The 14,651-nt window shown below is 45.5% G+C and carries 21 protein-coding genes and 1 riboswitch; of the genes, 20 read left to right on the top strand and 1 reads right to left on the bottom strand.

The annotated features are described in order from the left end of the window. The 4 genes from RDS42_RS06110 to RDS42_RS06095 all read left to right on the top strand — a co-directional run. Nucleotides 1–591, top strand: a 591-nt coding sequence (locus RDS42_RS06110) for a nucleotidyl transferase AbiEii/AbiGii toxin family protein (RefSeq protein WP_308782853.1), incomplete at its 5' end; no start/stop codon positions are given. A gap of 59 nt (nt 592–650) precedes the next feature. After that, on the top strand, nt 651–992 hold the full coding sequence (locus RDS42_RS06105) for a hypothetical protein (RefSeq protein ID WP_243863618.1): 342 nt from the start codon (nt 651–653) through the stop codon (nt 990–992). After that, a complete protein-coding gene (locus tag RDS42_RS06100) occupies nt 988–1,755 on the top strand; it encodes an FAD-dependent thymidylate synthase (protein WP_306776214.1) in 768 nt (255 codons plus the stop codon). Before RDS42_RS06105 ends, RDS42_RS06100 begins: the two co-directional genes overlap by 5 nt. Then, nucleotides 1,752–2,165: a deoxyuridine 5'-triphosphate nucleotidohydrolase gene (locus RDS42_RS06095; RefSeq protein ID WP_308782852.1), complete on the top strand. Its 414-nt coding sequence runs from the start codon at nt 1,752–1,754 to the stop codon at nt 2,163–2,165. Before RDS42_RS06100 ends, RDS42_RS06095 begins: the two co-directional genes overlap by 4 nt. Nucleotides 2,166–2,284: 119 nt before the next feature. On the opposite strand, the gene RDS42_RS06090 is transcribed toward RDS42_RS06095, so the two are convergent. Further along, on the bottom strand, nt 2,285–2,599 hold the full coding sequence (locus RDS42_RS06090; RefSeq protein ID WP_005361112.1) for a helix-turn-helix domain-containing protein: 315 nt from the start codon (nt 2,597–2,599) through the stop codon (nt 2,285–2,287). A gap of 149 nt (nt 2,600–2,748) precedes the next feature. On the opposite strand from RDS42_RS06090, the gene RDS42_RS06085 reads away from it, so the two are divergent. The 16 genes from RDS42_RS06085 to RDS42_RS06015 form a co-directional block, all read left to right on the top strand. Then, on the top strand, nt 2,749–3,258 hold the full coding sequence (locus tag RDS42_RS06085; protein WP_108980156.1) for an SLOG family protein: 510 nt from the start codon (nt 2,749–2,751) through the stop codon (nt 3,256–3,258). A gap of 65 nt (nt 3,259–3,323) precedes the next feature. Next, complete coding sequence (locus tag RDS42_RS06080) at nt 3,324–3,479, top strand: DUF3789 domain-containing protein (protein WP_244095186.1); 156 nt, start codon at nt 3,324–3,326, stop codon at nt 3,477–3,479. Then, nucleotides 3,476–4,495, top strand: coding sequence for a DUF5688 family protein (locus tag RDS42_RS06075; RefSeq protein ID WP_173693456.1), 1,020 nt, complete (start codon nt 3,476–3,478; stop codon nt 4,493–4,495). The genes RDS42_RS06080 and RDS42_RS06075 overlap by 4 nt, the downstream gene beginning before the upstream one ends. A gap of 20 nt (nt 4,496–4,515) precedes the next feature. Further along, nucleotides 4,516–6,624 (top strand): DNA topoisomerase 3, encoded by a 2,109-nt coding sequence (locus tag RDS42_RS06070; RefSeq protein WP_252997948.1) that lies wholly within the window; start codon nt 4,516–4,518, stop codon nt 6,622–6,624. Beyond that, on the top strand, nt 6,621–7,004 hold the full coding sequence (locus RDS42_RS06065; protein WP_173693459.1) for a hypothetical protein: 384 nt from the start codon (nt 6,621–6,623) through the stop codon (nt 7,002–7,004). Before RDS42_RS06070 ends, RDS42_RS06065 begins: the two co-directional genes overlap by 4 nt. Before the next feature lie 5 nt (nt 7,005–7,009). Beyond that, complete coding sequence (locus RDS42_RS06060; RefSeq protein WP_173693460.1) at nt 7,010–7,378, top strand: cysteine-rich VLP protein; 369 nt, start codon at nt 7,010–7,012, stop codon at nt 7,376–7,378. Between the two features lie 154 nt (nt 7,379–7,532). Further along, nucleotides 7,533–8,165, top strand: coding sequence for a hypothetical protein (locus RDS42_RS06055; protein WP_173693461.1), 633 nt, complete (start codon nt 7,533–7,535; stop codon nt 8,163–8,165). Nucleotides 8,166–8,178: 13 nt separating this feature from the next. Continuing rightward, nucleotides 8,179–9,099 (top strand): DUF4316 domain-containing protein, encoded by a 921-nt coding sequence (locus tag RDS42_RS06050; protein WP_173693462.1) that lies wholly within the window; start codon nt 8,179–8,181, stop codon nt 9,097–9,099. After that, nucleotides 9,099–9,797, top strand: coding sequence for a hypothetical protein (locus tag RDS42_RS06045; protein WP_173693463.1), 699 nt, complete (start codon nt 9,099–9,101; stop codon nt 9,795–9,797). The genes RDS42_RS06050 and RDS42_RS06045 overlap by 1 nt, the downstream gene beginning before the upstream one ends. Beyond that, nucleotides 9,794–10,138, top strand: coding sequence for a plasmid mobilization relaxosome protein MobC (gene mobC / locus RDS42_RS06040; protein WP_173693464.1), 345 nt, complete (start codon nt 9,794–9,796; stop codon nt 10,136–10,138). The genes RDS42_RS06045 and mobC overlap by 4 nt, the downstream gene beginning before the upstream one ends. 85 nt (nt 10,139–10,223) lie before the next feature. After that, the gene (locus RDS42_RS06035) at nt 10,224–10,514 is read left to right on the top strand and encodes a CD1845 family protein (RefSeq protein WP_005361132.1); all 291 of its coding nucleotides are present in this window, start codon (nt 10,224–10,226) and stop codon (nt 10,512–10,514) included. A gap of 297 nt (nt 10,515–10,811) precedes the next feature. Then, nucleotides 10,812–10,927, top strand: a riboswitch (FMN riboswitch). A gap of 118 nt (nt 10,928–11,045) precedes the next feature. After that, nucleotides 11,046–11,690 (top strand): ECF transporter S component, encoded by a 645-nt coding sequence (locus tag RDS42_RS06030; protein WP_069423984.1) that lies wholly within the window; start codon nt 11,046–11,048, stop codon nt 11,688–11,690. Nucleotides 11,691–11,698: 8 nt separating this feature from the next. After that, complete coding sequence (locus RDS42_RS06025; RefSeq protein WP_308782851.1) at nt 11,699–11,857, top strand: riboflavin kinase; 159 nt, start codon at nt 11,699–11,701, stop codon at nt 11,855–11,857. Continuing rightward, nucleotides 11,815–12,390, top strand: a complete 576-nt coding sequence (locus RDS42_RS14995; protein WP_369124210.1) for a riboflavin kinase — start codon at nt 11,815–11,817, stop codon at nt 12,388–12,390. Before RDS42_RS06025 ends, RDS42_RS14995 begins: the two co-directional genes overlap by 43 nt. 81 nt (nt 12,391–12,471) lie before the next feature. Beyond that, complete coding sequence (locus RDS42_RS06020) at nt 12,472–13,881, top strand: relaxase/mobilization nuclease domain-containing protein (protein WP_308782850.1); 1,410 nt, start codon at nt 12,472–12,474, stop codon at nt 13,879–13,881. A 248-nt stretch (nt 13,882–14,129) separates the two neighbouring features. Further along, on the top strand, nt 14,130–14,651 hold a 522-nt coding region (locus tag RDS42_RS06015; protein ID WP_308782849.1), incomplete at its 3' end, for a TetR/AcrR family transcriptional regulator.

The raw sequence follows: 14,651 nt of genomic DNA, 5'->3' as shown, positions 1-14,651 counted from the left end.
GTCTACATAGATGAAAAGGATAAACAGACGGTCATTTTCGCCTATCCGCACCTTTTTACAAATACGGCGACCTTACAGGTGATCCGTTTAGAGATTGGTGCGCTGGCAGCGTGGACTCCTGCAAAAACAGCGCAGATCGAACCATACGCGGCAAAATATTATCCGAAGATTTTTGAGCAAAAAGAAACTGCAATCCTTACCGTTGCCCCGGAACGGACCTTCTGGGAAAAAGCCACAATCCTGCACCATGAAGCGAACAGACCGGAACATTTGGAAATGCCGCAGCGGTATTCCAGACATTATTATGATCTCTACCGCATGGCTGCAACACCGGTTAAAGAAGCTGCTTTTTCCAGGCTTGACCTCCTGAAGAAAGTTGTAGATTTCAAAATGAAATTCTATCCCAGATCATGGGCGAAGTACCCGGAGGCTGTGCCGGGCACATTAAAATTACTCCCGCCGGAATATCGGTTTGCAGCATTGGAAGCGGACTATAACTCTATGCAGGATATGTTGTATGGGGATGTTCCGACATTTGAGACAGTCATAGCAGCGGTCCGGGAACTGGAAAAAGAGATCAATACACTATAAACAATTACATATCCGTTTATTTGCCGGCTATTCTAAGATGCTTTAGAATAGCCGGTTTCTTGTTTTCAAAGGAGGGATGCTATATTACACAAAATGAAGTCAATGCCGTTTTTGACGAACAGGTACGGCTCTGTGCTGATACCTTGAAACGGAAAACCAAAGAATACACCGGGGATGACCCGGACCGGCTGGGTGCATTTAAGGCAGCGGCAGCTTTACAGCATACAACGCCCCAGCGTGCCCTTGTCGGTATGCTGGCAAAGCATATTGTTTCTTTGTACGATATGTGCTTTGCCGAAGAAGTGGTTTATCCGATGGACACATGGGACGAAAAGATCACAGACAGTCTTAACTATCTGTTCTTACTGAAAGCGATTGTAAAGGAGGGACATACCAATTAAACGGATCGAAGTAAAAATTTTGAACTGCCAGGCGGTGGCGGAAGCAGAAAAAAACATGGTCTTTGCGGCAAGGCTTACCCAGCAGGGACATAAGATTGCCTCAATGGACGACTTGATGGAGCTCTACGAAAAATCATTCAGCGTTCAGACAGTAGCAGCTATGGGGGCGTTTCCCCATCCTACCATCCAGAAATTTGCGGTGATCACGGTAGCCATTGTCGGCGCCAGCAGGCGTTTTCTGGCACAGATCACCCGCCATCAGAACGAAGTAAAATTTATGAGTGCATCGCTGCAGTACAGCAACTATACGGGACAGGCGGATTTCGTTGTCCCGTATTCTATTATGACGGCTCCGGCAGTGGTACAGGAACTGTACTTAAAAAGCTGTAATGAAAGCATGAAATGTTATGAAGCCCTGTGCACTGCCGGAAGCGGGCACGATGCGGCCGGATATGCCACGCCCCAGGGATTGCGGAATGTGCTGCTCATCAGCGCCACCCCTTATCAGTGGAAACATATCATTGGCCAGCGGGTATGCCGGAGAAATACAGATGAAACAAGGATCGTGCTGTTAAAGGTCTGGAAAGAACTTTATGATCTAAGCCCTGCCTTGTTTGCCCCGTCACTGACCGGGCCTTTTTGTCAGATGGATCGATGTCTGGAAGGGAAAATGACCTGCGGACGAAAACTGGCGGCAGATATGACGCCGGAGGATATTTTAGAAAAAGACTATCCCGCTCTTTGGGAAGGAGGCTGCCGATGAAAATAAAACTGATCGATTTTGGCGTACCGGAGCACCAGCGTCCTTACCGTCCGCATGGCAATGATGCCGGAGCGGATGTTTATCTGCCCTATGACTGTACCTTACAGCCCGGAGAAATCACCAAAATTCCTCTTGGTTTTGGACTGGAAATACCGGATGGATATGCGGGATATATCTTTCCCCGTACCAGCATGGCGGTAAAAGGTCTGGTCTGTGAACTGCCGCCTGTAGATTCCGGCTACCGTGGAGAGATCCATGCGATCATCAGCAATGTAAGCAATCAGGCACAGTCTCTTTTTAAGGGAGCCCGTATCGGGCAGCTTGTGATCACGCCGATCGTCATTGCGGATTTTGTAACCGATCTGGGAACAGAACGAGGAACCGGCAGCTTTGGCAGTACCGGCGAATAGAAAAAGGCTGTTTGGAGAACAGTTTTTGAATACTTATCGGTATAGGGAGCGGACATTTCGAGAACATTATAAAATATAATAAAGAAAGTCACGAAAAAAGCGGCCTTTACCGTGACCGCTTACTTTCTGCTATTGAGTTCTTTCATAATACCGAGGATATATTGCATGGATTGAGGATCAAGCTGTCTTGCCTCTGCAATGAATTCCTTTAAGGTTTCCGGGTAGGTATTTCCTTCATCAAAGAATTCCTGCGGTGTCACACCCAGATATTCGCAGATGTAGAAAAAAGACTGCATAGCGGGAAGTGACTTTTTATTCTCAATATTATTGATGTAGTTGTTTGCCTGACCTAACGATAAAGACATATCGCGTGCAGAAACTCCTTTCTGTGTCCGCAGCTTCGCTAATCGTTCCGGGACAAAATCTTCATACATCGCCTTCACCTCCCATTCTGTAATAGATTGTACCTTACACCCCTTTATTATCCGCAAAAGGAAAAAGGGTATTATCGTTGACTTACTAAATTAAATCTATTACTATATGAAAAGTGAAGAATTTTACCTATCAGATGGAGGGATGACCGATGAAAGGAAAAACTTGCTGTGTTACCGGACACAGGGATTTACCGCAGAATGAGATCAACAAAATAAAAACAGCCTTGGCACATGAGATCGATGCTGCTGTTACAGATGGGTTCACCTGTTTTATGAGCGGTTTTGCAGATGGCGTAGACCAGTATTTTGCGGAGCTGGTGCTGGAAAGAAAGCAGACCACCCCGGCACTGGAGCTGATCGCAGTGATCCCTTACCGCAAGCGTCTGGACAGCCTAAATAAGAAAACAAGAACCCGTGAACTGCTGGAGGCTTGTGCGGATGTTGTTGTGATACAGGAAAAATATCTCCCAAGCGTCTACTCCCACAGAAACCGTTATATGGTGGAACACTCCGACCGAGTGATCGCTGTATATGACGGACGGGAAACCGGAGGTACAGCAAAGACGATCCGCTTTACCCATCGGATGAAGAAGGAACTGCGGGAAATCCCGGTTGGAGAGATCGTCCTGCCGGATCACTTGAAACCAAAAACAAAATAGATACCTGTTGATGCGCTCACTTTGAAGTGGGCGTTTTTCTTTACCCATTTTTAGGAGGAATGCTTATGTGGAACCTGATCTTACATTTCCTTACCTTTGCCGGAGGGATGGCTTCCGGCGTTATGCTGATGTGTCTTATGCAGGTTGGAAAAGAGAACACGGAACATCCCGAAACCAAACACAACGCAAACCTGACGGATAAAAAGGAGGACAACGATTGAATCAGAATTTTGTAGAATATGTAAAAAGCCATATCAAGGAATACCTGCCTATGGAATACCAGAACGCAGTAGTTTCCATCAATGAAGTAACAAAAAGCAACGACCGGCTGCTGACCGGACTGACGATCCTTTCTCCCGGAGAACGGTCTGCACCAACAATCTATCTGGAAGCACTCGCCGAGCAGGTGGAACAAGGGCTGCCCTTAGATGCTGCGATGAAACAGATCGCACAGATTCAGGTGGAAAATCACAACCGGGTTCCGCTGGACATCTCTGTTCTGGAAAACTATGAGGCCATCCGTCCTATGCTGGCGGTACAGATGTGCGATCCTGAAACAAATCAGGAATATCTGAAAGGAAAACCTTATACTTCCTGCGGGGATCTGGCAGCTTATTACAGGATTCAGGTTGCAGCAAATGAGGAAGGGACTGCTTCTGTTGCCATTACTGAAAGCATGATTCAGATGTGGGGTATCACAAAAGAACAGCTTCATAAAGATGCGGTGCAGGCAGCAAACGCAAGGAGTCCTGTCTGCCTTTATGACATGGAAGAAGTCATGGCAGAAAGTATCTTCTCTGTAAAACCTGAAAACCTCTTTAACCGGGAAGAACCATTGGATATAGGAATGATACCCATTTATATCCTGACAAATCAGGAAAAATTAAACGGTGCATCTGTATCGGTGCAGGACGGCGTTCTGGAAAAAGTCGCTGAATTACTCGGTACCAATTTTTATGTCCTTCCGTCATCGATCCACGAGCTGCTGATTTTGCCGGATAATGGTTCTATGCAGCTTTCCGAATTGGAAGCTATGGTACGGGAGGTCAATGCTACCCAGGTAGCCCCGGAGGACCGTCTTTCGGATAAGGTCCAGTATTATGATTGTGAGGCAAAACTGCTGCAGCGTGGACAGGAAAAAAGCGTTTTAGGACGGCTATCGGATAAAAAAGCACAGATTCAGCAGGCAGATCACACAGCACCGAAGCAGCCCCACCGCAGTGAAGTAAGTCTGTAAGAAATGGAGGTTACAAAAATATGAAACTTGTGATTGCAGAAAAGCCCTCTGTTGCTATGTCATTGGCAGCAGTATTAGGTGCAAGGGAAAGAAAAGACGGTTATCTCGAAGGTTCCGGCTATCTGGTGAGCTGGTGCGTGGGACATCTTTTGGAACTGGCACAGCCGGAGGCTTACAAAGAACAGTATGCCAAATGGCGGTATGAGGATCTTCCGATCCTACCGGAAAACTGGAAATATGAAGTGCCAAAGGATAAGAAAACGCAGCTTGCCCTTTTGTGCCGGCTGATGAAGGACAAACGGGTGGATTCCGTGGTATGCGCTACGGACGCCGGGCGAGAAGGAGAACTGATCTTCCGTCTGGTCTATGAATATGCCGGATGTAAAAAGCCTATGGAACGCCTTTGGATTTCCAGTATGGAGGATGCGGCGATCCGTGAGGGCTTTGACCATCTCCATCCCGGCAGTGATTACGATAAGCTCTATGATGCGGCGGTCTGCCGGGCAGGAGCCGACTGGCTGATCGGGATCAATGCCACCCGGCTTTTTTCTGTCCTGTATGGTGTCACCCTAAATGTCGGCCGTGTTATGTCACCGACACTGGCACTTTTGGTACAGCGTGAGTCGGATATTGAATCCTTCATCAGTAAGCCTTTTTATGTGCCGGAAATTACCTGCGGAGGCTTTACTGCTTCCGGCGAAAAAATGACGGAACGATCCGAGGCTGAAAAAATCCGTATGGACTGTGACCACAACTCCGCTTTTGTGCGTTCTGTGGAAAAGCAGGTGAAAACAGTACAGCCTCCCCGTCTTTATGACCTTACAACTCTGCAAAGGGAATGTAACCGTATTTTTGGATATACAGCTCAACAGACCCTTGATTATGTGCAATCTCTCTATGAAAAGAAGCTGGCAACCTATCCGAGAACGGACAGCCAGTATTTGACGAAGGACATGCAGGCAACCGCCGCTTCCCTGATCCTATGGTTGCGTGACAATATGCCCTTTGGAAAAGGCTGCGCCGGAGAGCCGGACATTGACCGGGTAACAGACGACAGCAAAGTGACCGACCACCATGCCATCATCCCAACTGTGGAGATTGCACGGACAGACCTGTCAGAGCTTCCTTCCGGGGAGCGGGATGTGCTTACCCTGCTTGCCGTCAGACTGCTTTGTGCCACAACGCAGGCAAACCGGTTTGAAGCGGTCACCGCTATGTTAGACTGCCAGGGACATACTTTTACGGCAAAAGGAAAGACCATCTTACAGTCCGGCTGGAAAGAGGTGGAACGGATTCACCGTATGAGTATCAGGCAGAGTGAAACGGAACATAGAGAAAACGAAGATGCTGCTCTCCCTGTGCTGAAGGAAGGACAGACTTTTGAAACTGTGTCAGCAAGTCTCCGTGAAGGGAAAACTTCACCGCCGAAACATTATACGGAGGACACGCTGCTGTCCGCTATGGAGACGGCCGGTGCGAAAGATATGCCGGAAGATGCCGAGCGTAAAGGATTGGGTACTCCGGCTAGCCGTGCGGCAACACTGGAAAAGCTGGTTTCTGCCGGATTTGTACAGCGAAAGAAAAAGCAGCTCATTCCTACGGAAAAAGGAAAGAACCTGATCGCAGTCCTGCCGGACAATATCAAATCTCCCATCTTAACTGCAGAATGGGAATCCATGCTGAAACAAGTGGAACATGGCGAACTGTCGGCAACATCTTTTATGGATCAGATTGCAGATATGAGCCGGACGCTGGTAAAAGAACATACTGCCCCGGAGGAACGTTTTGCGGATCTGTTTCCTTCTTCCAGAGGAACTGCACACGAAGCCGTGGGGGTATGTCCTCGTTGCGGAGCCCCGGTATATGAAGGAAAGAAAGGTTTTTTCTGCGACAACAGGGAATGTTCATTTGCTCTTTGGAAAGATAACCGTTTCTTTTCCAGCAAGAAAAAATCCATCACAAAGTCTGTGGCAGCGGCTCTTTTGAAAGAGGGCCGTATTTCTATGTCCGGGCTTTACAGTGAAAAAACAGGAAAGACCTATGATGCGGAAGTGATCCTGGATGATACCGGCGGTAAATATGTGAATTTCAAGCTGGAATTTCCCGTAAAGAAAGGCAGGCGTAAATGAGTGATCGAAAAACCTTTGAATATGGCGGTTATCACTTCACGCCCATACGAAAATTTCACAAAAAAGAAGGCGACTTTTTCGCCATATCGAAACGGCTGGCAAGTGACTTCAACTTAGGGTTGTGTACCTATCAGGATCGGCAAAAAGCACCTTATGATTACAAAGACTTTTATACCGTCGCAACCGACAAAGAATGTGACATTTTCCGGTGCGAAGAAAATGGTTTGTTGTATGTGCCTGGAAAAAACGAACTTTTTATTTACCATGAACCGAAACAGAAAAAGCGGAACTCTATCGCCGATGCCCTTTCACAGTCCAGGAATATTACTGATATAACCGGAATTTCCAGCGGCCGGCAAAGCAGTGCCCCGGAAAGGTAGGCGTTATGGCAGAGAGGGAATTGAACCGCTCGGAGCGGGCTGCGATCCGAAAGCTGGTTACGGAGCTTTGCGCCAACTATGACTCTCAGGATAAGATCTGCCTTCCTTTGGACAGTCCTTGCTATATGCTGAATAAATGGTGGACCGGCGCTTATTGCAGGTACTTTGAAAAAGCGGTGCTGCCGGTGGATGCAGCACTGGAATCAGCCATTACCGGCGAGGACACCTCCATGAGACAGAAAATATGCCCTGTGTGCGGAAAAGCATATCTTCCTACGACCAGCCAGGCATATTGTTCCGCTGCCTGCCGGATCTATGCAAGACGGAAATCCGAGCGGGAACGCAAACGCCGGAAGCGGCAAAACCAACTATGATATGTACGCAACTTAGCCCCAAAAGTCCTTGATTTTCAAGGGCTTTTTGCACCTGTTTTCAAGGGATCTGTATAAGAATACTCCAGTGCTTTGAAATGAGGTTAAGTTGCGGACAAAACATATATTTTAACAAAAAACAATAGGAGGCGATTTTTTGAATATCAACACGATTACTGCGGAGGATCTTCGCCGTATGCCCGATAAGGAAGGACTGATTTTACAGGGCTGTGGCGGGGATCTGACAGAATGGGTGGACGGAATCAATGAAATGCTGACAAATGCAGGCATATTGAAAGATGGCAGTCAGTTTGGGAATGTGGCTGCTTTTCAGCACGGCGAACTGACCTGTCTGCTTTACCCGTTTGATGATGTGAAACTGGATATAGGAAAACTTGCCCTGTGGCGTTTACAGACCCATGAAGTCTATGGCGGCACATGGCTGTCGGACTTTGTGCCGAATTATTTAGGCGGATTTATAGAAACACCGGAAGCGTTGGCAGATAAACCGGATTGTCCACTGATCGGAGCAGATGGGAACATTTTTAATCTGTTGGGTATTGCTTCCCGTACTTTGAGGGAGCATGGTCTGAAAGAACAGGCAAAAGAACTGTCTGATCGGGTATTTGCTTCCGGCAGTTATGGAGAAGCGCTCTGTATCATTGGCGAATATGTCAACATCACAGATTCCGAACCGGAGCATAAGAATTCTCTCCGTCAGCAGCTAAAAGCAACAAAACCGGCAGACTCGGTAAAAAAGCAACAAACTTCCAAACAACAGGAACGATAAGGAGGGATGCGGAATGGAAAAGAAACTGACCTATGGTGTATGGGCGGTACGAAGCAGCACTTCTATTTTCGGACCGGCACAAAGCTGGTGCAAGGAAAATGGAAAACCGTTGGAATTTGATAGCAAAGCCGATGCTGAAAACTATGCAAAGGAAGCCAACGAGCATACGACAGCAAATGTCCGATACTATGTGAAAGAAAAAGAACCGGAACCCGGTGCTGTTCGGAAAGGAACATCTCAACCGGAGCTGGATGCACGCAGCCATGAAGAAGTGACACCAAGAAATGATGCAGCGGAAAAACAAAATGAGATTCCGGGCAGACAGATTCCTTCTCAAACAGATCCGCTGGTAGAAATCCGCTCTGCGGTCCATAGTAATTACGCAGGCATGGTCGCTATGCTGGGTGCGGACAACCGTGTATATTTGGGGCGTGAGGAACGCTGCCATTATCAGGATATGCAGCCATCTTACTATGACAATCAGGACGGCTCCCTGTGCTTTGTCTGTGATCAGCCCGACATGTATTATTTTCTTTATGGAGAAGGCTGGGCGCATACCCAGGCGGAAATGCTGGAACGAGGGCTTACCCTGCGTCAGTATGAAGAATTTGCGAGACTGCAAAATGGCGTCCTTGCACAGTTTACCACCCAAAGAGAAATTCTGTTTGCCGGACAGCCATTTCAGGCACCGGAGAGTTATCTGCGCAATGCGGAACTTTATGAGGAAGGACAAACCGGCAACTACAATATGCTGGATGGCAGGCTGAACAACGAACCTCCTGTACGCCCGGATTTGACAGACGGACAGACAGATGAAGAAATCCGGGAGCTGGTGCCGGAAGCAAAGCCGTCTTTGATGGATCGTCTGAAAGCAGATAAACCGGAGCATGAAGCAAGGCAGATGATCCCTCCTGTGCCGGAAAGGGAACGCTGATGGCCGGAGTAAGATTTGAGGATGTAGATCTTCTGGGTGCTCTTTCCCGTGTCGTAGATCTTCATACCCAACATTATAAAGAGGACTTTGATCTGGATAAAGAACTGATCTCAAAACTGGCTGTGTCAGACCGTTCGGAGGATAAACAGATTCTTTGGATGTCACGACCCTGCGGAACCTATACCCTGCGTGAACGAGAAGTTTATCTGGATGGCAGCCATGAAAACAAAGTGTGGCGGTTTTACCAGGAACAGACAAATGATCCCATTTTGGCTTATGCCATCTCTTTGAAAGAAGTTAGGGACGGAAAAATATTTGGCGATCTCTATCCGCTAAATTACAGAGAACATGTGGAACGGATGAAAAAGCTGACCTGTCCAATCGGAAGTGTAGCCGTTGCATTTGAGGATGGAAATGTTATCACGATTCCCTATCAGGAACGGAGACAGCTTATGAATCGGCTTATGCTAGAGCATGGATCACCTAAAACAATGACTTATCTGCCGGAAAATGAGCCGGAGCTGATGATGATCCTAAAACGGGAACGCCTCAAACGCAGCTATCATGCGACAGCCGGAAATTTGGAGGAATATCTTGATAAGCTGGAAAAGACCACCCTGCGGGAAAAACTCAAAAAAGCAAAGACGGTGGTTTCAACACAAGAGGTCTCATCTCATAAAAGAGGGTTGGAACGATGAAGGGCGGGCATAACAAAAAATCCGTCCGCGTCGAATTTGTCATGTCCGAAGCGGAGGCCGAACTGGTAAAAGAACGCATGGCGGAACTTGGCATTACCAACCTGTCGGCATATCTGCGAAAGATGGCCGTAGACGGTTACATCATTCACCTTGATATGGGAGATATTCAGGAAATGATCCGGCTTCTCCGCATTTGTTCCAATAACTTAAACCAATATACCAGACGAGCCAATGAGACCGGTAATATTTATGCCGCAGATATAGATGACATCCGCACCCGTCTGGACAGCCTTTGGGATGGCATGGACAAACTGATCCGGGGATTTGCAAACATTTCATAAACAGCCGGAAAGCCGTTGCTTTCTTTTTGCCGTCACGGTAAAATTTTTATAAGGGCAGATACCCTTCTGAAAGGAGGCAAAGCGTATGCGTTTGATAGGTAAATTACTGGCACTTCCCTTTATGCTGGTTACGGGGATTCTTTATCTGGTATGTAAATTTTTAGTGGTTCTTTCCGGTGCGGTACTTGGGATTCTTTCCGGGATCATCTTTCTGGCGGCATTGGTGCTGTTCTTTGTCGCAGGATTTTTGCCGGGTCTTGCATGGCTTATGATCGCCTTTCTTATCAGTCCATACGGTCTGCCTCTGGCGGCTGCATGGCTGGTAGGGATCATTGGCGGGGCAAACAGTGCCTTAAAGGATTTTATATTTGGTTAAGCAGATTTGGCGGGGCGCATAGGAAGCCCCGCTCTTTTTCTGCAATTATAACTTCTTTGATTGGCGGGATTTTATTGAGAGATACAATCCCTGTTTATTATCATGCTGCCTCTTATGCCAGGGAAAAAGACGAACTGGATCAGCTTCAATGCTCATGTGTAAAAGTAACATGGTAATTGAATTGATGGTAAGTCCCATTTCATAAAATGCAAGTTTCCGAAATATTTCCGAACTCTCTTCAACTCATTGCTTCCCAAAATAGTTGATGTTATAATTGCAGGGAAAACAACTGAATAAAAGTGTCTTCGGGGCAGGGTGAAATTCCCGATTGGCGGTAAAGTCCGCGAGCGTAAAACGCACGATTTGGTGTAATTCCAAAACCAACAGTATAGTCTGGATGAAAGAAGATATGGTTAGATTTCCGCAGATTTTGAGAGGGTTACTTTCTTTTCTGTGGCCTAATTATAATGCTAACACCTGAAAGACATTTTTCTTTTGGGTGTTAATTTTTTGCCACGGAGGAAAGCAATTATGAACAGTAAAACAAAAAGAATCACAGTTATTGGTATGCTATGTGCGATTACTTATGTCACTATGGTTGTTGGCAGGATTCCTATTATTCTATTCTTAAAGTATGATCCATCCGATGTTATTGTAACTTTGGGCGGCTTTATTTGGGGGCCGATGACTTCCTGCATTGTATCTGTTATTGTAGCAACCCTTGAAATGATTACAGTAAGCGATACCGGAATATTAGGTTGTATTATGAATATCGTACAAACACTATCTTTTGCGTGTACGGCATCTGTCATTTACAAAAAAAAGCACACTTTATCTGGTGCAGTGATTGGTCTGGCATCGGGATGGCTAATAACGGTTATCGTTATGCTGTTGTGGAACTATTTGGTAACGCCACTTTATATGGGGTATCCAAGAGAAGCAGTTGTAGAATTGTTACTTCCTGCCTTTCTTCCATTTAACTTATTGAAAGGTGGGTTAAATGCGTCCATTACATTTTTACTGTATAAGCCCATAGTTACCGCTTTGAGAAAAAGCGGATATGTTGCTACTTTGGAAAATGAAGCAAGACAAAAGCATACTGGTCTGCTTATGCTGGCAAGTTTTATTATAGTAACTTGTGTTTTGATTATCCTGTCAATGAATGGGATTATATGAGGATTGAAATGAAAGAAAAAATAAATGAGCCTATTTACACACTAACAGGGATCGTTATACATGGCCGAGGTATTGGAAAGCATGTGGGGACACCTACCGCAAACATAGAAATAGCAAAAAATACATTTTTGCCAAAGACAGGGGTGTATGTGGCAGATATTATTTAAGTGGCAAGATATATTATGGTGTTACCCATATTGGGACGCGCCCTACACTTGATAATGATAGCTTTGTTTCAATCGAAACACATATTTTTGATTTTGATAAGGACATATATGGGTGTACGATAACTGTTAATCTATATAAGAAATTGAGGGAAGTAAGAAAATTTAATGAATTATCCCAGCTGCTTGAACAGATTGCAAATGACCGGACAATAGCACGAGAATTTTGGGGATTAAATCAAACAAATCACACTTTACATATTGATGTTAACCGACATTGTGCAATATTAGATCAACAGGAAATTTATTTATCAACAAACGAATTTGAAGTCCTTTATTTATTACTGCAATCTCCTCAAACCACATTCACAAAAGAACAGATTTATGAACAGATTTGGCATGAACCCACAAATAACCATTTGCACGCAGTAGAAAACACGATTTTTCAAATACGAAAAAGGTTAAAACCATATTGCAAGGGACATGAGTATATAAAAACAGTAATTGGCTATGGTTATAAATTTAATGATAATTAACAAGTCCAGCCGAGTTAACTAAAGTGCTACCACAATTTCTTTATATAGGGATGCAAATTCTAAGTTAAGGAGGTGACGAAAATGGCAACCACAAGACTGATGCCTCTGCATGTAGGAAAAGGCCGGGACATCTCTACTGCGATTGCAGATATTATTGATTATGTAGAAAATCCGCAGAAAACCGATTTTGGAAAATTCATTTATGGCTATGAGTGTGATACCCGGCTTGCTGATGCAGAGTTCCTTCTGTCCAAACGACAGTATGCAAATCTGACCGGCAGAAATCAGGGTGCGGATGATGTGATCGCCTACCATCTCCGTCAGGCATTTAAGCCCGGCGAAGTTACGCCGGAAGAAGCCAATCAGATCGGCAGGGAGCTGGCGCTGAAACTCACAAAAGGAAACCATGCCTTTGTCGTCTGCACCCATGTAGATAAGCACCATGTCCATAATCACATCATTATCAACTCTACTACACTGGACTGTCAGAAAAAATTTCGCAACTTCTGGGGCTCTACCTGGGCGATCCGGCGAATGAATGACAAGCTGTGTTTGGAACATGGTCTTTCGATTGTTGAAAATCCGAAACCCAGCCGGGAGCATTATGGCACATGGCTGGGAAATAAAAAGCAGCCTTCCTTTCAGGAGCAGATACGCATTGCTATTGATGCTGCATTAGAAGAAAAGCCAAAAGATTTTGAGGAACTTCTAAAGAAGCTGGAGGCTGCCGGGATTGAAGTTAACCGTGAAAGAAAACATCTTCGGTTCCGAGTTCCGGGACAGGAAAATTATACCCGATGCGATACGCTCAAAGGCGATTATACAGAACAGGCCATCAAAGAACGAATTGCTGGTACACGGACAGTAAAATCCCGCCATACTTTTTCAAAAAAACCGGTTTCCAAAGTTGGATTGCTGGTTGATATTGAAGCTGCGATCCGTTCCGGCAAAGGTCCCGGTTATGAGCGTTGGGCAAAAGTGTTCAACTTAAAACAGCTTTCTCAGGCAGTGCTCTACTTAAAAGAACATGGCGATATGGGTTATGAGGATCTTCTGGAAAAAGCCAACGCCGCTACCACTAATTTCAATACCTTATCCGTTCAGATTAAAGATTTGGAGTCAAGAATGAACGCCAATGCCGAGCTGCAAAAGCAGATCGTAAACTATGCGAAAACGAGGGCTGTCTATGTAGAATATCGCAAAGCTGGGTACAGCAAAAAATACCGGACAGCACATGAGTCTGAAATTCTGCTGCACCAGGCGGCAAAGAATCATTTTGACGAGTTGGGAATCAAAAAGCTCCCCTCTGTCAAATCTCTCCGGGAGGAATACACCGATCTTCTGGAACAAAAACGGAAAGCCTATTCTGCCTATAAGCAGGCCAAAAATGATATGAAAGAACTTCATAATGTTCGGGCTAATGTGGAATATCTATTGGAGATTTCTTCCCCGCCACAACCGCAGCGCAGCACAGAAAAATCTCGTCAATAAGGTTGTCTGCTTTTCGTTTTCAGCGTTCCAACGGAACGCGCAGCCATTGCCACCGGCAATGATCTCAGGGGTTTGGGGATATGTCACCAACAAGCATTTAGCAGGAATTCCGGGAACGGGATTTCTGCTAAATACGCAATCTTACGTAAGATTGCATTGCTTGCGAACTTGTAAAATAGGAACAGATTCTTGACAAAACTCACTGCACATCATATAATATAACAGTGATATATAACAGTGTTATGGAGGTGAACAGAATCAAAGAAAGTCAGACTACTTTAGAACGTATCCACCGGGCAGCGAAAGCGGAATTTTTAGAAAAAGGATACAAAGACGCTTCCCTACGAAATATTGTGAAATCCGTGGGAATGACCACCGGTGCTTTTTACGGTTACTATAAAAGCAAAGAAGAACTCTTTGAAGCCATCGTTTGTGAGCATTACGAATATATTCTCAACCGTTTTATAAAGGCGCAACAGGAGTTTGCCGAGCTTCCTGCTGTACAGCAGCCGGAAGTCATGAGTGATATTTCGGGGCTTTGCATGGATGATATTCTTCATTATGCGTATGAACATTTAGAGGAATGTAAACTGCTTCTCTGCTGCTCGGAAGGAACAAAATTTGCAGAGTTTATTGATGAAATGGTAGAAATTGAAACAAATGGAACCCATGCCTATCAGAATGTTTTAAGGAGACTTGGAAGGCCCTCTCCACGTATCGATCCTTCGCTGGAGCATATTCTGATCACCGGAATGTTTCATACTTTTTTT

Origin of the sequence: uncultured Blautia sp. (assembly GCF_902497045.1) — a bacterium.
In the GTDB taxonomy this organism is placed as follows: domain Bacteria; phylum Bacillota; class Clostridia; order Lachnospirales; family Lachnospiraceae; genus Blautia_A.
The sequence above is the reverse complement of the archived record's forward strand: the minus strand, read 5'-3'. Positions and strand labels throughout refer to the sequence as shown.